The 18,601-nt window shown below is 58.5% G+C and carries 17 protein-coding genes and 2 pseudogenes; 9 read left to right on the forward strand and 10 right to left on the reverse strand.

Annotated features, from left to right (window positions below):
- Positions 1–32 precede the first annotated feature (32 nt).
- On the forward strand, positions 33–719 hold the full coding sequence (locus tag N2599_RS28810) for a glycosyl transferase (RefSeq protein ID WP_027513031.1): 687 nt from the start codon (positions 33–35) through the stop codon (positions 717–719).
- Positions 720–756: 37 nt separating this feature from the next.
- Here N2599_RS28810 and N2599_RS28815 read toward each other — a convergent pair whose 3' ends face one another.
- Together N2599_RS28815 and N2599_RS28820 are read right to left on the reverse strand one after the other, a co-directional pair.
- Complete coding sequence (locus N2599_RS28815) at positions 757–1,527, reverse strand: membrane-anchored protein (protein ID WP_245209314.1); 771 nt, start codon at positions 1,525–1,527, stop codon at positions 757–759.
- Positions 1,528–1,682: 155 nt separating this feature from the next.
- A pseudogene (locus N2599_RS28820) lies at positions 1,683–2,128 on the reverse strand (plasmid partitioning protein); the annotation flags it as partial.
- Positions 2,129–2,473: 345 nt separating this feature from the next.
- Between N2599_RS28820 and N2599_RS28825 the strand changes: the two are divergent.
- From N2599_RS28825 to N2599_RS28840, 4 genes are all read left to right on the forward strand, one after another.
- Positions 2,474–3,463: a methyltransferase gene (locus N2599_RS28825; RefSeq protein ID WP_027513028.1), complete on the forward strand. Its 990-nt coding sequence runs from the start codon at positions 2,474–2,476 to the stop codon at positions 3,461–3,463.
- A 269-nt stretch (positions 3,464–3,732) separates the two neighbouring features.
- Positions 3,733–4,104, forward strand: a complete 372-nt coding sequence (locus N2599_RS28830) for a type II toxin-antitoxin system RelE/ParE family toxin (RefSeq protein ID WP_037143548.1) — start codon at positions 3,733–3,735, stop codon at positions 4,102–4,104.
- Positions 4,097–4,477, forward strand: a complete 381-nt coding sequence (locus N2599_RS28835; RefSeq protein ID WP_051336797.1) for an XRE family transcriptional regulator — start codon at positions 4,097–4,099, stop codon at positions 4,475–4,477. The genes N2599_RS28830 and N2599_RS28835 overlap by 8 nt, the downstream gene beginning before the upstream one ends.
- A gap of 410 nt (positions 4,478–4,887) precedes the next feature.
- Positions 4,888–5,268 carry a hypothetical protein gene (locus N2599_RS28840; RefSeq protein WP_027513026.1) on the forward strand — a complete coding sequence of 127 codons (381 nt, stop codon included), beginning with the start codon at positions 4,888–4,890 and terminating at the stop codon, positions 5,266–5,268.
- Positions 5,269–5,670: 402 nt separating this feature from the next.
- Here N2599_RS28840 and N2599_RS28845 read toward each other — a convergent pair whose 3' ends face one another.
- From N2599_RS28845 to N2599_RS28855, 3 genes are all read right to left on the reverse strand, one after another.
- Positions 5,671–6,975 (reverse strand): ATP-binding protein, encoded by a 1,305-nt coding sequence (locus tag N2599_RS28845; protein ID WP_245209313.1) that lies wholly within the window; start codon positions 6,973–6,975, stop codon positions 5,671–5,673.
- 11 nt (positions 6,976–6,986) lie between these two features.
- Entirely contained in the window at positions 6,987–7,727 is a 741-nt protein-coding gene (locus N2599_RS28850; protein ID WP_027513024.1) for a response regulator, read from the reverse strand.
- Between the two features lie 117 nt (positions 7,728–7,844).
- Positions 7,845–8,897 (reverse strand): alpha/beta fold hydrolase, encoded by a 1,053-nt coding sequence (locus tag N2599_RS28855; RefSeq protein ID WP_027513023.1) that lies wholly within the window; start codon positions 8,895–8,897, stop codon positions 7,845–7,847.
- Positions 8,898–9,227: 330 nt separating this feature from the next.
- Between N2599_RS28855 and N2599_RS28860 the strand changes: the two genes are divergently transcribed.
- Together N2599_RS28860 and N2599_RS28865 are read left to right on the forward strand one after the other, a co-directional pair.
- Complete coding sequence (locus tag N2599_RS28860; protein WP_037143567.1) at positions 9,228–11,003, forward strand: cytochrome c biogenesis protein DipZ; 1,776 nt, start codon at positions 9,228–9,230, stop codon at positions 11,001–11,003.
- 45 nt (positions 11,004–11,048) lie between these two features.
- On the forward strand, positions 11,049–11,807 hold the full coding sequence (locus N2599_RS28865; protein ID WP_027513021.1) for an alpha/beta fold hydrolase: 759 nt from the start codon (positions 11,049–11,051) through the stop codon (positions 11,805–11,807).
- 191 nt (positions 11,808–11,998) lie between these two features.
- Here N2599_RS28865 and N2599_RS28870 read toward each other — a convergent pair whose 3' ends face one another.
- Together N2599_RS28870 and N2599_RS28875 are read right to left on the reverse strand one after the other, a co-directional pair.
- Positions 11,999–12,301 (reverse strand): helix-turn-helix domain-containing protein, encoded by a 303-nt coding sequence (locus tag N2599_RS28870; protein ID WP_027513020.1) that lies wholly within the window; start codon positions 12,299–12,301, stop codon positions 11,999–12,001.
- Positions 12,285–12,668 (reverse strand): annotated as a pseudogene (locus tag N2599_RS28875) (type II toxin-antitoxin system RelE/ParE family toxin). The gene N2599_RS28870 and the pseudogene N2599_RS28875 overlap by 17 nt, the downstream one beginning before the upstream one ends.
- A 216-nt stretch (positions 12,669–12,884) precedes the next feature.
- On the opposite strand from N2599_RS28875, the gene N2599_RS28880 reads away from it, so the two are divergent.
- Complete coding sequence (locus tag N2599_RS28880) at positions 12,885–13,598, forward strand: LssY C-terminal domain-containing protein (protein ID WP_051336796.1); 714 nt, start codon at positions 12,885–12,887, stop codon at positions 13,596–13,598.
- Positions 13,599–13,660: 62 nt separating this feature from the next.
- On the opposite strand, the gene N2599_RS28885 is transcribed toward N2599_RS28880, so the two are convergent.
- The 3 genes from N2599_RS28885 to N2599_RS28895 all read right to left on the reverse strand — a co-directional run bounded on the left by N2599_RS28885 (position 13,661) and on the right by N2599_RS28895 (position 16,652).
- Positions 13,661–14,035 (reverse strand): response regulator, encoded by a 375-nt coding sequence (locus N2599_RS28885; RefSeq protein WP_027513018.1) that lies wholly within the window; start codon positions 14,033–14,035, stop codon positions 13,661–13,663.
- An 80-nt stretch (positions 14,036–14,115) separates the two neighbouring features.
- Positions 14,116–14,763, reverse strand: coding sequence for a response regulator transcription factor (locus N2599_RS28890; RefSeq protein ID WP_027513017.1), 648 nt, complete (start codon positions 14,761–14,763; stop codon positions 14,116–14,118).
- Positions 14,763–16,652, reverse strand: a complete 1,890-nt coding sequence (locus tag N2599_RS28895; protein ID WP_027513016.1) for a sensor histidine kinase — start codon at positions 16,650–16,652, stop codon at positions 14,763–14,765. The genes N2599_RS28890 and N2599_RS28895 overlap by 1 nt, the downstream gene beginning before the upstream one ends.
- 272 nt (positions 16,653–16,924) lie before the next feature.
- On the opposite strand from N2599_RS28895, the gene N2599_RS28900 reads away from it, so the two are divergent.
- Positions 16,925–18,595 carry an arylsulfatase gene (locus N2599_RS28900; protein ID WP_027513015.1) on the forward strand — a complete coding sequence of 557 codons (1,671 nt, stop codon included), beginning with the start codon at positions 16,925–16,927 and terminating at the stop codon, positions 18,593–18,595.
- Positions 18,596–18,601: the final 6 nt, after the last annotated feature.

The raw sequence follows: 18,601 nt of genomic DNA on the forward strand, positions 1-18,601 counted from the left end.
ACAACCACGAGTCCCGAACGAGAGGAAAACACATGACGGAAGTCGTCAACATATATGTCGGTTTCGATTCGAAAGAAGTCGTCGCTCACCACGTGCTGTCGCAGAGCATTCTGGAGAGATCGAGTGTGCCGGTTCGTATAACGGCGATCTATCTTCCAAACCTCGGAAAGGTCTTTACGAGAGAGCGCAACGCACTGCAGTCGACTGAGTTCTCGTTCTCTCGCTTCCTAACGCCATACTTGAGCTCCTTTCAGGGGTGGAGCCTCTTTATGGATTGCGACATGCTCGCGAGAGCAGATATCGCTGAATTGTGGGCACTCAGAGATGACCGCTTCTCAGCCATGTGCGTCAAGCACGACTACCAGCCAAAAATAGAGACGAAGTTCCTGGGCCAAACACAAACGAAATACGAAAAGAAAAACTGGTCCAGCTTAATCCTCTTCAACAATGCTCGGTGCAAAGCGTTAAGTCCCGAGTACGTGAATACCGCGACCGGCCTACAGTTACATCAGTTCAAATGGCTTGAAAGCGATGATCTGATCGGTGAACTGCCGGTCACATGGAATTATCTCGTGAATGAATATGACAAGAGAGATGATGCCAAAATTGTGCATTTCACGGACGGCGGCCCGTATTTCGACGAGTATAAGGATAATGATTACGCCGACGAGTGGTTTGCGACAAGAGATCGAATGCTCCATGTTCAGCAGCGAACATGAGCGATTGCGCTGACGGCTCCACCCGGAAGGGCCGTCTTCAAGAGACCTGCGTAGCCGTCGGCACCGGTTGCCACAGGGGTAGACCGGTGGCCTCAGATACATTCGGATCAGCCGTGAAAATCGGCATCCCCAACTTAATCAATCGCCGGATCATGTTCATATCCGGCTCTGAATGTTTTCGTGCCAGTCCAACATGATTATACGCGTGTCCCGCTGATGATGGATCAATGCCCGACAAAATCACGGCAGACGCATTGCTATTGAGAGCGAGTAAAGCCGCGATAATGCCGTTCGAGTATTTCGTCGAGGCGTCGAGCTCGAAATTAAGAACTCCACTCACCTTCCGAACTAGTGAAACTCGCCTATAACGGTCGATAATCTCAAGATTGTCGCACCGGTAATCAAATGCTCGCAGACCCTGCTCGAGTTGGCGCCGGCCATGGCGCCAAAGCATAAGATAAAGAGTTCCAGTCTCCCTTCCCCTCAAAATCCGGCGGACTTCGCGAGCATTTGTATTAAGCCCTTCAATCTGGTTGTACTGCATGATCGTTATGTGTGGCTTGGCGACGCCCCATGATTCCACCGTATGTTGAGAACCATTGATCGTCACGATTCGATACGTGTCATCCATGTTGGCGGGCATGTTCGCCTGTGGCGCCGATCCGACGACCGCGACAATCTTGCCGGTCAGTGTGGGATCAAATACAGGCTCAGGCCGCACTAACAGATATTTTATAAGCCGATAAATCCATTGCTTGGCACGGAACACGTGGCCGTGCTGGATGTTTTCCAAATCATCATTCTGCAAGCTCAATCACCCTAGATTGCCAAACCAGAAGTAGCGCGTTCATGCGCCGATCCCGAAAATGCCGTCGTCATCGGTCATTATGCATGACCAGACCCCTTGCCCATACTGATTGAACGCGAAATTCTTTGCCTCATCAACGGTCGAAAAATAAGCCCATTGCATAGGATCTTCTCTCCGGAAACGCCGAGGAACGCTTCGACGTCCGTATCCTCGCCGGCGTGAAGAGGTCCTCCTGCCAAACGATGCCATAGGCCTGGCGGAGATCGTCGCCGAAACTCGCGTCCTTGGCAAGCATGCGGATCTTGGTGAGCGCTCTCGCGACCTCCCACCACGAGGCCTGTTACTGCTTCTTCGGCTTGTACTTTTTCCAGACTTCGGCCTGCTCGTTGTAGCTCGCCGCCGCAATGGTGCGAAGCTGCTGCTCGGACGGCAAGTCGCCGCGTGCCATATCTTCGAGCATGGCGGGAAAGACGTTGGCGAGCAAACGCAGCCGACGGATCTGGCGAACCGAAAGAGCCAAGGCGGCTGCGACCGATTCCTCTGTCCAGCCGAGCGCCACCAGGCGCTCGATGGCACGCCATTGGTCGACGGGGTTTAGTGGTTAGGTTATGCGTCAAGTGTCCTGTTTGGTCGATCGTGTTGATTATAGCGTCTTCGTCACGAGAACCTCTCGACGTGTATCTTTTGGTCCCGCTGCTCTTTGGCATCAGGTGTCAAATTCGAAAGAGAACTGGAGTGGGCTTCGTCAAGAATGTCGCAGAAGGTGGATTGCCGTCGACGGTGAGTTTCTAACCGAAGACCGGATTGCACTATCTTCCGGAGCTATCGTGATAGCGCCGGAGCAAACCGAGGCTTTCGACAGCCACCTCGGTGATCCTCCAATTTGGGGAAGTGTTGCGCTCGCTCCGTTCTGCTAAGCTGTCCGCAGACAGTCGAGGAAAATGCCATGCCCAGCCCCTTGCAACAGATCATGAGGTTAGGATTCGGGTTCGCCGTGTCACAGGCGCTGCGCGTCATTATCGAACTCCGCGTCCCCGATCTCCTGGCCGCCCGCGAGCAGTCGGTGGATGAGTTAGCGGCTGCCACTCAGGCAGATGCTGACGCGCTTTATCGTGTAATGCGACTTCTCGCGCCTGAAGGGGTCTTCACGGAAGTATTGCCTCGTCATTTCGAGTTGACGGAGCTTGGCGCCGCGCTGCGCTCTGATCGCCCGGGTCCCGGTGACTTCGTCCGTATGATCAACAGCGAGGCTTATCTTGCCTTCGAGCAACTGCTGTATTCTGTTCGCACAGGAGAGCCAGCTTTCGACAAGGTGTTCGGGAGCCCAAGGTTTGACTGGCTGTCAGAGCACCCAGAGCAGGCTGCCTTGTTTCAGCGTGCCATGGTCGCCTTGAGCCAAGGCAGCAACGAGGCCGTGGCCGAAGCTTATGATTTCAGCCCGTTCACGCGGATCGTCGACGTTGGCGGCGGACATGGCCAGCTTCTCTCGGCGATCCTGGCCCGTAACCCCCATCTGAGCGGCGTGCTTTTCGATCTGCCTTCGGGCGTCGCGGCAGCACAGCAGGGTGCCGGAGGCAATCTGCCGCGCACCGAATTTATCGCAGGTGACTTCTTTGAGAGCGTCCCCAGTGGTGACGTCTACGTCATCAAGAAGGTCGTTCACGATTGGCACAATGAGCGTGCCGCGGCCATCCTGCGAAATTGCCGCAAGGCTATGCTACCGGACGCAAAGGTGCTTGTGGCCGAGACGCTCGTGCCACCGGGTGACGAACCGAACCAGATCAAAGGAATCGACGTGGTCATGCTCGCCATCACCGGCGGCCTGGAGAGGACGGAGGCACAGTATGCAAGCCTGTTCGACGCCGCGGGGCTACGGCTTGAACGGGTGATTCAGACCCGGGGACCCATTTCCATCCTTGAGACATCTCCAGCCTAAGATAAATACGATCAATGCTACCGGAATGTGCGGGCAAGCGAGGCGCATCGCCTTGCGAGGGTCGCAGGCCTGATGTCGCGACGGTCGCGATTGAGTGCCAGCGTCAGCCGGAGTCTCGGAATGCGAACAACTTCTCTTCTTTCCCTCCTCATCCCTCCTGGTTTACAACCCCAGCCATATCGATCGGGCGTTGATCTACGACAAACGCAGGAACTGAAACCGCAGCACACACCTTAGAACCTTGACAGCATATAACTTCGAGATCATATATGACTGAGGATTGGAGAGTTCAGCTCCACGACGAATTCGACCCGGAGTTTGCCGCGTTGCCAGAAGAGGTGCAGGACCAGATCTTCGTGGCATTGCCGCTCTTGAAGGCCTACGGTCCACAGCTCGGACGACCCTATGCCGACACGCTCAAGGGCTCTGCCCATGCGAATATGAAGGAGTTGCGGTTCAAGGCGGCGGATGGGGTGTGGCGCCTTGCCTACGCTTTCGACCCCAAGCGTCGCGCCATACTTCTAGTCGCCGGCGACAAGTCCGGCGTCAGCCAGGCGCGGTTCTACAAAGTGATCATTGCGAAAGCCGACAAGAGATTTACGCAGCATCTCGAGGCAATGAAGGAGAAAAAGAATGGCTAGAACATTGGATGAGGTTCTTCAGAACCTCCCCGCGGAGCGCCGCGAGCGTCTCGAACGCCTCGGCAACGAGCGCCTAGAGGAATACCGCACACTTCAGGACCTCCGGAAAGCTCGAGACTTGACCCAGGTTCGCATGGCTGAAACGCTTGGCGTAAAACAGGAGAATATCTCGCGGCTGGAGAAGCGAAGCGATCTGCTGTTGTCGACCTTGCGCGGCTATGTAGGAGCCATGGGCGGCACGTTGGAACTCGTCGCCCGGTTTCCGGACCGGGAACCGGTGATCTTGTCGTCCTTATTTGACGATGACGCCGAACCAGCATCGAAACAAAGAACGCCGAGAGCTCGCGTTAAAAAACACCGCTCGGCGGCCTGAGTCGATCGCCGTCTCGGGCTCCTTTTTTAATACGTCAGCACAATCGAGACAAAAAGGGCGCTCGACCCTTTCGGGGAGCGCCCTTTCAACCCGGACAGCATCGAACGCTCCAACCGGAGGTCAAGCAAGAGGCTGTCAAAACGGGAAGTGAGCTCTAAATGAGACCTGCATTGGGCCGATTTCAAGTGGCACGAATCTTCACCGATTGCTATCGCGCGAGCCATGCTCGTAATTCGAAATCGGAGCCGGACAGAATGACATCACGCAGATCCATAGCCGAGCGGGTGATCGCGCGGGCGATTATTAAGGTCCTGCGGGCTCTCGGAATTAAACTAACGCCTAAAGTCGACACGTTAGCCCACGGTTAGCAGCTGTGCATCAAGAGTGAGGGGGTGCGTCGAAAGCGCAACATGTTGGAAGATCGGTTTCTCAAGCGCCTGAGTAAGAAAGCCCGGAAGGGATTGCGGGGATGGCCAATTGCGACGATCGCCTTCTACGGTCCGAACCTGAGCCAAGCGACAAAGGTCGCTGTTGGCATCGTCCCATCCGAGAATGCAGCGGTGGAAGAGTTGCGCGACTGGAAAGTGGAACGTGGCGATGTCCGCGCCGACCCCGGCATTGCCCGTGAGATACTCGAATTTATCGAGGAACATCAGGCGCGATCCGTCGTGATGACCGATGGCATCATTGGGTGCCCTCACCAACAGGGGATCGATTACGAAGGCGAATGGTGTCCAGTTTGCGAGTTTTGGCACGGACGAGATCGCTTTACGGGGCAGAGGGTCCAATAGTTCTGTTGCAAGTGGAGGCTTATCGTAGTCTATCAGAGACGACGGATTGAGACGGCCGTGAGCACCGATAACGCCGGCCCAGCTAACGCGGCTTTTGAGTTGCCTTTAACTCGGCCCTGTCGGCCCGAAGCCGCGAAAAGGGCCAACTTGACGAACGAAGACAGTATATCGTGACAACGAGATTGGTCGTTGCAAAAATCGGTCGCAGAAAAGCGATTTTAATCCGGGATTTTCGCGACGACGGAGAAGACGCACCTATTCCTGCAGAACCATTTCTTGCACTCGCGGCGAGTCGTTTGACGGATTGACGTGTCCGGCATGTTTCCGAAATCGGCGAAAGTGTAACAAAGCGCAGCCGCGGACGGACGGACTTTTTTCCAAAAACGTCCGAAATTCCTGGAGTTAGCCGATGCTGACCTCGGCCGCCAGTCCACCTCCGGCGCGATTGTAGAGCCTGACCGAGCCGCCGATCGTCGCGGCAAGCTGCTGGGCGATGGCAAGGCCCAGACCAGTTCCGCCGGTCTCGCGGTTGCGGGATTGCTCAAGGCGGAAAAAAGGCTGCATCGCAGCTTCGAGCATCTCTTCCGGAATGCCGGGTCCGCGATCCAGCACCGTGATGATGATATTGCGCTCGCCTTTTCGCTCCACGCTGATTTCGGCGGCACCGGCGAATTTCAGCGCATTGTCTATGAAGTTCGACAGGATGCGGCGTAACGCATGAGGCTTCGTCGTGGCCGTGCCTTGGACGGGGCCGGTGACGGTCACGGACTTTCCGGTATCCTGATAGTCGTACGCAATGCTGTCGATGAACGACGCAAGCTCAATACGGGAGGTCTTCTCACCATTGCCATGCGAACTGCGCGCATAGGCTATGCCGTCCTCCACGAGCCGTTCTATCTCGCCAAGATCATGGAGGAGCTTATCCTTTTCGGGCGAGTCGTCCGCCATGTCGGCGCGCAGCCGCATGCGAGTGATCGGTGTCTGCAGATCGTGGGAGATCGCCGCGAGGATCTGTACCCGCTCTTCGAGGTAATGGGCAATGCGGTCGCGCATGGCATTGAATGCCCGCGCGGCATGGGCGACTTCGCGCGGCCCCGTTTCACTGAGCGGCGAGGCTTTCTTGTTCGGGTCGAGGGCATCAGCAGCGGCAGCGAGGTCGCCCAGCGGCCGGATCGCCTGGCGAACCGCAAGCCAGGTGCAGAGCACCAGAAGCGCCATCTGGACGGCGAGCACATAGGGCAGCCATTCGGCGATCGGCATGACGCCGGTCGGCGTGACGTCGATGGTGAGTGGCGAGCCGTCGGAAAGCGTTAGATGGCCCTGCAGCCTTTTGGCGTCGCCGGGAATGGATTCGATGCGCAGCGGAAGCCGGTGCCCGACTGCCTCCTCGATCCTGCCGGCGATCTCGGCTGCCCGCCCGGACATGTCCGGCACTCCGGGAAGGCCCGGCCCGAGCACGACACGGTAATTGCCGCGGCTCAGGCGATCCAGCCAGTCAGCCCTTTCATTTGCCGGCAGACGGTCGAGGATCGCGATCGAGGTCGCAATGTCACTTTCGAGCGTACCGAGCATGACGGCCTTCGCCGACATGTAACGCTCGAGGAAGAGCACGCTAAAGGAAAGGCCGTAGGCGATCGTAAGACCGGTAAACAGGATGAGAAAAAGCCGGGCGCGGAGCGTGCTTGGCCACCCGCCGGGACGAGACATGCCGTCCGCCTTCATAGCTTGGGCTCCGCGATCTCGATCGGAACCGCAAAGACATACCCTTCGCTGCGCACCGTCTTAATATAGACCGGCTCACGCGCGGCGTCGCCGAGCCGCTGGCGCAAGCGGCTCACCAGGAGGTCGATCGAGCGGTCAAACAGGTCGGCATCACGGCCCTGGGTGAGGTTCAGGAGTTGGTCCCGGCTGAGGACGCGCTGCGGGTGGTCGATAAAGACGCGCAGCAGCCGGTATTCGGCGCCGCTCAGCGCAATCTCCGTTCCCTCCCTGTCAAGGAGATGCCGGCCGACCGTGTCGAGCCGCCATTCGCCGAACGCCAATAATTGGCCTGCCTCGCTGATCTGCAGGTTCGGCGGCAGCATGCGGGTGCGCCGCAGCACCGCCTTGATGCGGGCCAGAAGTTCGCGTGCGGCAAACGGCTTAGGCAAATAGTCGTCGGCGCCCATTTCAAGCCCGATGATCCGGTCCATTTCGTCGCTGCGGGCCGTCAGCATCAGGATCGGCGTCGCCTTGTGCTTGCCGACCCGCAACTCCCTGCACAATACGAGCCCGTCATCGCCCGGCATCATCACGTCCAGCACAATCAAGTCGACCGCATTGGCATCGAGGAAACTGCGCATCTGGCGACCGTCCGCGGCGGCCGTCGCGCGAAGGCCGTTCTTCTTAAGATAGCTCGACACCAGTTCACGGATCTCGCGGTCGTCATCGACGATCAGGATATGGTCGACATGCTCCATCTTCGGACCCTCAAATCCTTTATCAGCTCCGGGCGAGATCGTAGCCCACTGCTTTTCTTAAACACTGATCGGGCTGCCGCGAAGTGTGGAAATGCTCTGACGGCAGCCAAGCGGGCTTCAGAAGCGATCGACATCCAGGATGGCCTGCGCGAAAGCCTGCGGCGCCTCCTGCGGCAGGTTGTGACCGATGCCGCCGGTAATGGTACGATGTTCATACTTGCCGGAGAACTTCTTCGCGTAAGCGGCCGGTTCGGGATGCGGCGCTCCATTGGCATCGCTTTCCAGGGTGATCGTCGGCACGGTGATGACCGGAAAGGCGGCGAGCTTCTTTTCCAGTTCGTCATATTTGGCCTCACCCTCGGCAAGTCCCAACCTCCAGCGATAATTGTGGATCGTGATCGCAACATGGTCCGGATTTTCGAAGGCCTGAGCCGAGCGGTCGAACGTCGCGTCGTCGAAACGCCACTGCGGCGAGGCGAGCTTCCAGATCAGTTTTGCAAAGTCATGCCTGTTGGCCTCGTAGCCGGCGCGGCCGCGTTCAGTGGCGAAATAGAACTGATACCACCAGGAAAGTTCGGCCTGCGGGGACAACGGCTTTTTGTTCGCTTCCTGGCTGCCGATCAGATAACCGCTGACGGAGACCATTGCCTTGCAGCGTTCCGGCCAGAGGGCCGCCATGATATTTGCCGTGCGGGCGCCCCAGTCGTAGCCGGCGATGACGGCGCGTTCGATCTTGAGCGCATCCATGAAGGCGATCATGTCGGCGGCGATTGCAGCCTGCTGGCCGTTGCGCGGCGTATCCTTGGAGAGGAACTGTGTGCTTCCGTAACCGCGCAGGTATGGCATAAGTACGCGATAGCCGGCCGATGCCAGTAGTGGCGCAACATCCACGAAACTAAAGATGTCATAAGGCCAGCCATGCAGCAGCAGGGCGACAGGGCCATCTGCCGGGCCAGCCTCGGCATAGCCGATATCAAGCATTCCGGTCCTGACCTGCTTCAATGTCTCGAAAGAGATATGCGTGCCGGCCTTGACGGCAGGCAGTGCCGCCACGGGAACCTGGCGCGACTGAGCGCCAGCGGTCCTGCTGAGGCCAAATTCGACCGCTGCCACCGTCAGGGCGGCCATGCCAAAGAAACGACGGCGATGGTGATTGATCTCACTGGACATTGGCTTTCTCCGATTTGAGTTTGATGGCGGCAGAAAACGGCCGGCATGTATCCCCGATGTTTCGCGCATCGCGTCCTATTGCATGCGGATGTAGCATCAAGCCCTCCGGATACATTCCGATACAATTCACCTGCAGCCGGCACACCAGGACGGCAAGCTCCGCCGGCAATTTGTGTCGCACTGTAGCACCGGGCCGATTTCTACACTTCGGTACAATTCCCCTTAAACCGGACACATCCTGGATACGTCGCACCCGCCAGATTAGCCCCGTTGCTGGTCGAGCCGCATCGCCGTCCAGAGCCCGACATTTCGGTTTCAAAGGAAACGATGATGACGCTTCTTATCATTGCCTATCTCGGGGGAGCGCTGACCATTCTCAGCCCGTGCATCCTCCCTGTCCTTCCATTCGTCTTCGCCCGCGCTGGGCAACCTTTCGTCCGCAGCACGGTGCCGATGCTGATCGGCATGGCCGCCACCTTCTCGCTTGTTGCGACACTTGCCGCGGTCGGCGGCAGTTGGGCAATCCACGCCAATGAATACGGCCGCCTCGCCGCAATCGTGGTGCTTGCCATCTTTGGCGTCAGCCTTCTTTCGCCGCATGTGGCGAGCATCGTCACCCAGCCGGTGGTCGACTTCGGCAACAGGCTGCTGAACGCCTCGGGTAAGTCGGGTTCCGCACGGACTGCGGCAAGCTCGCTCGTGCTCGGTGTTGCGACCGGCCTGCTTTGGGCGCCTTGTGCAGGGCCGATCCTCGGCATCGTGCTCACGGGCGCTGCGCTGCAAGGCGCCAATCTTGAGACGACGTTCCTGCTGCTCGCCTATGCTGCTGGCGCGGCGACCTCGCTTGCAATCGCCCTTACTGCCGGCGGAAAGATCTTTGCCGGCATGAAACGGTCGCTCGGCGTCGGCGAGCGGATCCGCCAGGTTCTGGGCGCGGCCGTGCTGGCCGGCGTCGCCGCCATTGCGCTCGGCTTGGATACCGGCCTGCTGGCTCAGCTTTCCTATGCCAGCACCACCTCCTTCGAACAGGCCGTGCTCGACCGCCTGCATGCAAAGTCCACCGCCGATGCGCCATCCAAGGCCGCCAGCAATGACCGGACGATCGCAGCCGCCGATACGAAGCGGCCGTTCCGGAGCGACCTGCCCGTCGAGGGCCCAGCGCCTTCCCTGGACGGCGCCGTCGAATGGCTGAACTCGCCGCCGCTTACGACAGAACAATTGCGCGGCAAGATCGTGCTTGTCGATTTTTGGACCTACTCCTGCATCAACTGCATCCGCACCACGCCATTTGTCCGTGCCTGGGCCGAGAAATATAAGGAGCAGGGCCTGGTGGTGATCGGCGTGCATGCCCCGGAATTTGCTTTTGAGAAGAAGATCGACAACGTCAGAAAGGCGGTCGACGACTTCAAGATCGCCTATCCCGTCGCGATAGACAACGACTACCGCATCTGGCGTGCCTTCGAAAACAGCTACTGGCCGGCCCATTACCTGATCGATGCCAAGGGCCAGATCCGCTACCACCACTTCGGCGAAGGCAACTACCGCCAGACCGAGCAGGCCATCCAGGATTTGCTGCGCGAAGCTGGAAGCGAGATGGCGGCCAGCGCACCGGTCAGCCCCAACGCGAAGGGCGCAGAAGCAAGCCCCGACCTTCGCAATGCCCGCTCCGGCGAGACCTATCTCGGCTACAAGCGCGCCACCAACTTTGCCTCCCCCGAAAACCTGCAAGCCGACGCCGCCCGCGACTACTCGGTCGCCGAGCCGAGCCTCAACGAATGGGGCCTCTCCGGCAGTTGGACGGTCGGTGCGGAACAGGCGACCCTCAACCAGCCGGACGGCCGCATCGCCTACCGGTTCAGCGCCCGCGACCTCCATCTCGTCCTCGGTCCGGGTCCGTCCGGCAAGCCGGTCCGCTTCAAGGTGACAATTGACGGCAAGGCTCCGGGAGCCGACCGCGGAGCCGATATCGATGCCAACGGCGACGGCACAGTGACTGCGACCAGACTCTACCAACTCGTCCGCCAGTCCGGCGACGTGGAGGCGCGGAACTTCGAGATCCGTTTCCTCGATTCCGGGGTCGAAGCCTACGCTTTCACCTTCGGCTGACCATCCCATCCCTCATCCATAACCTCAAACAACAGGAATAATCCCATGAATCACCTCTATCTTTCCACTCTCGCCATCGCATTCGTCTCCAGCGTGATCCCATTCGTAGCCCAGGCCGCGGACGTGAAGAACATCGTCATCGTCCGCGGCGCATTGGCCGACGGCTCCAGTTGGCGCAAGGCGACCGAAATCCTCGAACGGCGCGGCTTCCATGTTACCATTGTCCAGGAGCCGATCACCTCGCTCGCCGACGATATCGCCGCGACCAAACGGGTCCTCGACCTACAGGACGGCCCGGCCCTGCTCGTCGGCCACAGCTATGGCGGCATGGTGATCACCGAAGCCGGCCATAACCCGAATGTCGCCGGTCTCGTCTATGTCGCGGCGTTCCAGCCGGACAAGGGCGAAAGCCTGCTCAGCCTCGCAAGCTCCAAGCCGGCCGGCGGCATGAACATCCGCGAGACGACGGACGGAAAGTATCTCTATCTCGATCCCGCCGCCTTCGCGAACGACTTTGCCGCCGACCTTCCGAAAGACGAAGCCGCGTTCCTGGCGAGATCACAGGTCTTCGCCTCCAAGGAAGCCTTCTCGGCCAAAGCCGGTGATCCCGCCTGGAAGACGAAGAAAAGCTGGTCGGTGGTCGCCACCGAGGACCGCGCCATCAATCCGGACCTCGAGCGTCAGATGGCGGAACGCGCTGGCAGCGAGGCGACCGAGATCAAGGCCAGCCATGCGGTCTTCGCCTCGCAGCCGGAAAAGGTTGCCGACGTCATCGAAAAAGCGGCGAATGAGGCTGGCAACTAACTGGCAGGCGGTCTCGTGCACCAAGCCTGCACGGGCCGCCGCCCCCTCTCGAGTGCCCCGACCAGTCAGCCACGAATCCGGCTCTTGTGCCCAGTTGAGGTGTCACCGGCGCATGCTGGATTGAGATTATTCCATCTCCCAAATTGAAAATGCCCGCACAAGGCGGGCAAATCCTTCCGTGCAGCAAGCTGCTATCGCAGCACTTCCAGTCCTTTTCGTTCGACGAGATCAAGTATCTTGATGGCCGTGCTGCTGGGCTTCTTCGTTCCCTGTTCCCACGCGGCAACGGTGATCTTCTTGACGTTGATGAACTGGGCAAACACAGCCTGGCTGACCTTGTTTGCGTTTCGGATCTTCTTGATCTCCTCGGGCGTGTAGTCACGAAGAGGAGGGAGGCAAAGAGCGTCGAACTCCCTCATCGTCACATCGTCCACAAAGCCGGCTTCGTGCAGTCGCGCAGCAGACTTATGAACGTTCTTAAGGATCCTGCTCATCGCACTGAATCTCCAGTATCTGTTTCTTTTCAATCATTTCCGCGAGCTTTTTGTCGTCTGCAAGCATGTAGACATCACATAGCTTTCGAAGGGCTTCCTTCTCCTTCTTGGTGATATTTTCAGCCTCGTTCTTTGCGAAGCCGTGTACGAAAATGAGCCTGTCTGCTTAACGATGGCCGACGATAGTCCGATAGCTTCCACGCTTGCCGCGCCCCGGAGCTGCCACTCGCTTCTTGAGAAGAAAGCCACCCAATCTGGCATCGACCAATCCAGCTTCGATCTCCTTGGCGGCCGCACACAGCATGGCGTCTGTCACGTCGTACTCATCGGCCCAGTCATCGAACTCCAAATCCTTAAAAACTCTCACTGACAATATATATATTACTCCGTGATACAGATATCAAGTGAGATTTTCGGAAATCCCGAACCCGGGACGGCATCGCAGACGCAGCCGCTGGTTGATATTTGTCGGCAAACATAAATACTCCTTGAGCATTTTCAATCCCACGCAGTCTCTCACTTTCTGGATGCACCCTTTCCATTTTCGTCGTACCGTTGCGCAGGGACTTGGGGGCAAAATCCAATGCGTCATCGCACGAAAATTCGCAGGGCGCTGGGCGCCGCGATCGTCCTGCTATGCATATATTGGCTGCTTGCTTATTTTGTCGTTCCCGAGATCTGGATTTTTCGCGATGCCGACCGCGTTGCGAAGCTCGGCGACATGGTCACGACCACCGCGCAAGACATACCGGGCGATCCGATCAATGTCGGTCTCGTCGGTTCGAAGGAGGATGTGGTCCGTGCCTTTGCGGCCGCCGGGTGGGATCCTGCCGATAAAATCACCTTGCGCACATCGATCGATATTGGATTGAGCGTCGTGCTTGACCGGCCCGACCTCGACGCACCGGTCAGTCCGTTGTTTTTCGAGGGAAGAAAGCAGGACCTGGCCTTCGAGAAGCCTGTGGGCAAAAGCGCCGACGAGCGCAACCATGTTCGTTTCTGGCTGACGACGCAAACCGGGGAGGACAACCGTCCCTTATGGTTTGGCTCGGCAAGCTTTGATCGTGGCGTCGGTCTCAGTCACGACACCGGGCAGATTACGCATCACATCGGCCCGGATATCGACGCCGAGCGGAACCTGGTTATCGGCGATCTCCTCAAGACGAGCCAACTTCTGTCGAGCTATGAGATCGATGGCATCGGGGCGACAAGGACCGGTCGCAACGGAGGCGGCGATCCCTATTTCACCGACGGGAAGGCCCTCATCGGCGTGCTTCGGACGAAAAAAAGCGATTAATCATCGATGTCGTGACCATCCGTTTCTTGTCCGTCAGCTTGCATTCCGGAGATTTGCCATGCTTACACACCGAGCGCCTTATTGATTGCCGCGATAAGATCGGATCCGGCAAACGGCTTTCGCAAGTACGCGATGCACCCTGCCCACTCGGCCTCTGCCTGCAGGCGTCGCTCTTCGAGTGCTGTGATAAAGATGACCGGCAGGTTCGAGCGCGCCTCTTTCAGCCTGCGCTGCAATTGCATGCCGGACATGCCACCGTCCAAATCGATATCCAGCACAAGGCAGGCAACGTCGATGCTTTCATATTGAGCGAGAAAGGCTTCAGCGGATGCATATTCTGTGGCTGCAAAACCATAGGCGTTGAGGAGCCGTCCGACGCTCCGCCGTATGCTTGCGTCATCGTCTACAACGGCGACCGTGCGGCGCAGCTTTCCCATCTCAAGCCCCCACTCGTGACTATGTGAGAGATACACGATAGCCCTAATAGTAGGCGTGTTGGCGTTCGATTGATATTGCCCTAAAGGGAGCTCGCCGGGACGTTCCGCCCAGAAGGGATTCGTTCTACAGGACTGATACTGGCTGCAATCGACACGACTTCGGCAACGGACCGCACGCCGAGCTTTTCCATCACGCGATGGCGGTGCACCTTGACCGTACGCTCCGAAACGCCAAGGGCATGAGCGATCTGCTTATTGAGACGGCCACGGATGATCAACTCAAAGACTTGGGCTTCGCGCGCGTTCAGGCTCGCCACCAACGCCCGCTCTTCCTGACGCCGCTCGTGCTCGCTGCGCTGCCTCTCATATTGGGCCAACGCTCGCTCGATCGTTTCTATCAGCACCGCCGTCGATGTGTGTTTTTCCAGAAAGTCCTGTGCGCCCGCCTTCATCGCGTCTACGCTGGCCTTTATATCTCCTTCGCCTGTGAGGAAGACTATCGGCAACAGAGGTGCCCGCTCCCGCAGTTGCCGCTGTACTTGCAAGCCGCTCTGGCCCGGCATCTGCAGGTCAAGAAGAACGCAGCCCGGCTCGCAGTCTGAAAGGCAAGAGAGAAACTGATCGCCGGATTCGTAGGCCTCGACTTTGAGGCCATACGCGGAAAGCAGCCTCGCAGTCGCCGTTCGGTAGGACTCGTCGTCGTCTACAATATGGATGACCGGCTTCATCAAACGTTCTCCTCCCGCCGAGCCAGGGGCAGGACAACGCGAAAGATTGCGCCGCCTTCGGACCGGTTGGAAGCCGAGATCGTGCCTCCGTAGGTCTCGACAATAGCGCGCGCTATGGAAAGACCCAATCCGGTCCCGGCTTGCTTGGTCGTATAGAATGGGTCGAAGATTCTGGGAAGGCGCTCCTCTGGAATACCGTTGCCTGTGTCGGTTACACAGAGCGCGGCCTTCTCGTTGGCCAGTCCTGTCGCGAACGTCAGGGTTCTCCTGGGAGAACCGACATCCAACATGGCGTCCATCGCGTTGGTTGCCAGATTGAGGACGACCTGTTGCACGTGAACCTTGTCGGCACGTACGCGTAACTCTGCTGTAGGCTCAGCTGCTTTCAACGTAATGCCCCGGCGTTCGGCCTCACCGTGAATGATGCGAATGGCGCTCGACATGACGTCGTTGAGGTCGAACTCTTGCCAGTCGATCTCGCTTCTCTTCTTGAGCAACCCCCTCATCCTGCCAATGATATCGCCTGCCCGCTGGTCGTCTTCCTGGATGTCTTGAAGAATCTGCCGGATCAATTCCAGATTGGGGGTTTCGCTTCGCAGCAGCTCGAAGGCGGCTTCGGCATTGTTTCGGATGGCCGACAGGGGCTGGTTCAGTTCGTGGGCGATAGACGACGACAAAGCGCCAGCCGTTGCGGACTGGTTGAGATGAACAACCTCGAGTAGGTGAAGGCGACACCGGCGCTCCGCGTCACGGCGTCTGCGTCGCTCGAGTAGAAGGGTTGCTATAACGCCTGCCTGCATAAAAACGACGGCAAGGACCCCTGTCGCCGCCAGCCAATGTTCCTCCCAAAAGCCTTTCTGCTTGTACATCTGGACGGTACCCGGCGGCAGATCCTTCTCCGGCAGCCCCCAGCGCCGAAGTTGCCGGGCATCGACGATGAATGTCTGCGACGCGTTGACGTCCGCCACCGGCTTGCCGGCGATCGCATCGATGACGAGGTTTCCGACGGTGCGCCCCAACGTCTCGAACATGACGGTATTGCCGCCGACGACGCCGTGGTCGATGTATGTCTGATAGGGGCCGTAGACGGGCGCGCTGGCGGTTGCTGCAATCTGCCTCACCGCTTCGCGCGGGATGAAGTTCCTTCCTGCCCGATCTTTAAAAACCGTCAAGGCAAGGATGATGCTGTCGTAAGGCACATGTGATGCACGTTCGATGAACTCCTCGATCGTCAGATCTTCCAAATATGTCGTCTTGTATGATTGCGAGAATTCGCCGAGATCGGCACGGGCCGTCGCCAACCATCCCCGATCGAAGTCGGACGATCCGCCGATGATGTAGAGGTGTCGGGCATTGGGTTGCAGGTTGCGGGCCATTTCAGCGGTCTTCAGGATGTCGAATGTCGTGAAGGCGCCGATGACGTCATGCGGGAGATTGATCTTCTCGGCAGAGGAGTTGCCGAAACCGGCTGCGACTATTTTTGCGGTCGGTGCGATCGCGCTCCGGTTGGCCGATATGAAACTGGCAGACTCCCTGCCAAGCGCGACGACCACATCGGGGCGACGAGCGGCATACTTCTCGGCGAGGTATTGCCCCATGCGTGCGACATGGTCGCCTTCCGGAAATCTCGACAAATCCAGGAACTCTGAAAACAAATCAACCTTGCCATCTGTCGCTTCCAGCAAATGGCTACGCAACGCTTCTCCGGCAACCGTCGTCGCCACGAGCCTCTCGTCGTAGGGATAGAGGATGAGGATGCGCGGGACCCGGTCGATGATAGGGAACGATGTGCCGGAATTTGCCGCGTGGCAGTTTGAAACAATCAATGAGGCGGCCGCCAGCAAGAGGCCAGCACACTGCAATCGACCTGACCGCTTGCCCCACCTCATCCGGCTTCCCCCAAAGCCGCACGACGTTAACACCTTAGCAGTGTAATGTCATCTCACAAAATACTACCGTTGATTGGGACGTCGCATACCAGATTCCCTAAAGGGCAATATCGGCCACCACCTTCATCCACTAAGATGCGCGTCGGCCGACTGGGTAGTGCTCCGTCGGTTTATCGCAGTGTAAAGCCCGTTTCGCCTGATGCATGCAACCGCGCGGCGACGCCCGGTATCTGCTGCCATCACTTAGGTGAACGTCCAATCGAGGATTTGATATGAACAGCAGAATCCTTATCCGCTGCGTGGGAGCATTGGCTTCCTCCACCATTGCCTGGTGCGCAGCCTCATCCGTGCAAGCCCAGGACGCGCCCGCAAAACCCAACATCCTGTTCATCGTCTCCGACGACACAGGCTACGGCGATCTCGGCCCATATGGCGGCGGCGAGGGTCGCGGCATGCCGACGCCGAACATCGACAAGCTGGCAGACGAAGGGATGACCTTCTTTTCCTTCTATGCCCAGCCGAGTTGCACGCCCGGCCGCGCCGCGATGCAGACCGGCCGTATTCCAAACCGCAGCGGCATGACGACGGTCGCCTTCCAGGGCCAGGGCGGCGGACTGCCTGCAGCCGAATGGACGTTGGCGTCGGTGTTGAAGCGAGGCGGCTACCAGACCTATTTCACGGGCAAGTGGCACCTTGGCGAGGCAGACTACGCGCTGCCGATCGCGCAGGGCTATGACGAAATGAAATATGTCGGCCTCTATCATCTCAACGCCTACACTTATGCCGACCCGACCTGGTTCCCGGACATGGATCCGGCACTCAGAGCGATGTTCCAGAAGGTTACCAAAGGCTCGCTGTCCGGCAAGGCTGGCGGCGAGGTTAAGGAAGACTTCAAGATCAACGGCCAATACGTCGACACGCCGGTGATCGACGGCAAGGAAGGTGTCGTCGGCATCCCATACTTCGATGGCTATGTTGAGAAGGCGGCGATCGAGTTCCTGGATGCCGCCGCAAAGAAGCCGGATCAACCGTTCTTCATCAACGTCAACTTCATGAAGGTACACCAGCCGAACCTTCCGGCCCCCGAGTTCCAGCACAAGTCCCTGTCGAAGTCGAAGTATGCAGACTCGATCGTAGAACTCGACACTCACATCGGCCGGATCTTGGACAAGCTGCGTGAAACCGGCATGGACAAGAACACGCTGGTTTTCTACACAACCGACAACGGCGCCTGGCAGGACGTCTATCCGGACGCCGGATACACCCCCTTCCGCGGCACCAAGGGCACGCTGCGCGAAGGCGGCAACCGCGTTCCCGCGATCGCCGTGTGGCCCGGAAAGATCAAGCCTGACGTCAAGAACCACGACATCGTCGGCGGTCTTGATCTGATGGCGACCTTCGCCGCCGTCGGCGGGGTGCCGCTGCCCGACAAGGACCGCGAAGACAAGCCCATCATCTTCGACAGCTACGACATGTCGCCGATCCTGCTCGGCAACGGAAAGTCGGACCGCAAATCATGGTTCTACTTTACGGAAAACGAGCTCTCGCCCGGCGCGATACGCGTCAACAATTACAAGTTCGCGTTCAATATCCGCGGCGATGACGGAGCCTCAACGGGCGGGCTGGCCGTCGATTCGAACCTCGGTTGGAAGGGCGCGGAGAAATATGTAGCCACAGTGCCCCAGGTATTCGACCTGTGGCAGGACCCGCAGGAACGCTACGACATCTTCATGAACAACTTTACGGAGCGGACTTGGATGGGCGTGGTCATGGGCGAGGAATTGAAGAAGATCATGGCCACCTACGTGCAATACCCTCCGCGCAAGCTGCAAAGCATGGGCTACACAGGTCCGATTACGCTTTCGAACTATGAGCGCTTCCAGTGGGTGCGGGAGCAGCTTGCGAAGGAAGGCTTCAATATCGCACTGCCGAACGGCAACTAACGTTAC

The sequence above is a fragment of the Rhizobium sullae genome (genome assembly GCF_025200715.1).
GTDB lineage: Bacteria > Pseudomonadota > Alphaproteobacteria > Rhizobiales > Rhizobiaceae > Rhizobium > Rhizobium sullae.

Excerpts from the sequence above, each read along its gene's own strand:
- N2599_RS28810 (WP_027513031.1), top strand. The coding sequence starts at position 33 with ATGACGGAAGTCGTCAACATATATGTCGGTTTCGATTCGAAAGAAGTC.
- N2599_RS28825 (WP_027513028.1), top strand. The coding sequence starts at position 2,474 with ATGCCCAGCCCCTTGCAACAGATCATGAGGTTAGGATTCGGGTTCGCC.
- N2599_RS28830 (WP_037143548.1), top strand. The coding sequence starts at position 3,733 with ATGACTGAGGATTGGAGAGTTCAGCTCCACGACGAATTCGACCCGGAG.
- N2599_RS28835 (WP_051336797.1), top strand. The coding sequence starts at position 4,097 with ATGGCTAGAACATTGGATGAGGTTCTTCAGAACCTCCCCGCGGAGCGC.
- N2599_RS28840 (WP_027513026.1), top strand. The coding sequence starts at position 4,888 with ATGTTGGAAGATCGGTTTCTCAAGCGCCTGAGTAAGAAAGCCCGGAAG.
- N2599_RS28845 (WP_245209313.1), bottom strand. The coding sequence starts at position 6,975 with ATGTCTCGTCCCGGCGGGTGGCCAAGCACGCTCCGCGCCCGGCTTTTT.
- N2599_RS28850 (WP_027513024.1), bottom strand. The coding sequence starts at position 7,727 with ATGGAGCATGTCGACCATATCCTGATCGTCGATGACGACCGCGAGATC.
- N2599_RS28855 (WP_027513023.1), bottom strand. The coding sequence starts at position 8,897 with ATGTCCAGTGAGATCAATCACCATCGCCGTCGTTTCTTTGGCATGGCC.
- N2599_RS28860 (WP_037143567.1), top strand. The coding sequence starts at position 9,228 with ATGACGCTTCTTATCATTGCCTATCTCGGGGGAGCGCTGACCATTCTC.
- N2599_RS28865 (WP_027513021.1), top strand. The coding sequence starts at position 11,049 with ATGAATCACCTCTATCTTTCCACTCTCGCCATCGCATTCGTCTCCAGC.
- N2599_RS28870 (WP_027513020.1), bottom strand. The coding sequence starts at position 12,301 with ATGAGCAGGATCCTTAAGAACGTTCATAAGTCTGCTGCGCGACTGCAC.
- N2599_RS28880 (WP_051336796.1), top strand. The coding sequence starts at position 12,885 with ATGCGTCATCGCACGAAAATTCGCAGGGCGCTGGGCGCCGCGATCGTC.
- N2599_RS28885 (WP_027513018.1), bottom strand. The coding sequence starts at position 14,035 with ATGGGAAAGCTGCGCCGCACGGTCGCCGTTGTAGACGATGACGCAAGC.
- N2599_RS28890 (WP_027513017.1), bottom strand. The coding sequence starts at position 14,763 with ATGAAGCCGGTCATCCATATTGTAGACGACGACGAGTCCTACCGAACG.
- N2599_RS28895 (WP_027513016.1), bottom strand. The coding sequence starts at position 16,652 with ATGAGGTGGGGCAAGCGGTCAGGTCGATTGCAGTGTGCTGGCCTCTTG.
- N2599_RS28900 (WP_027513015.1), top strand. The coding sequence starts at position 16,925 with ATGAACAGCAGAATCCTTATCCGCTGCGTGGGAGCATTGGCTTCCTCC.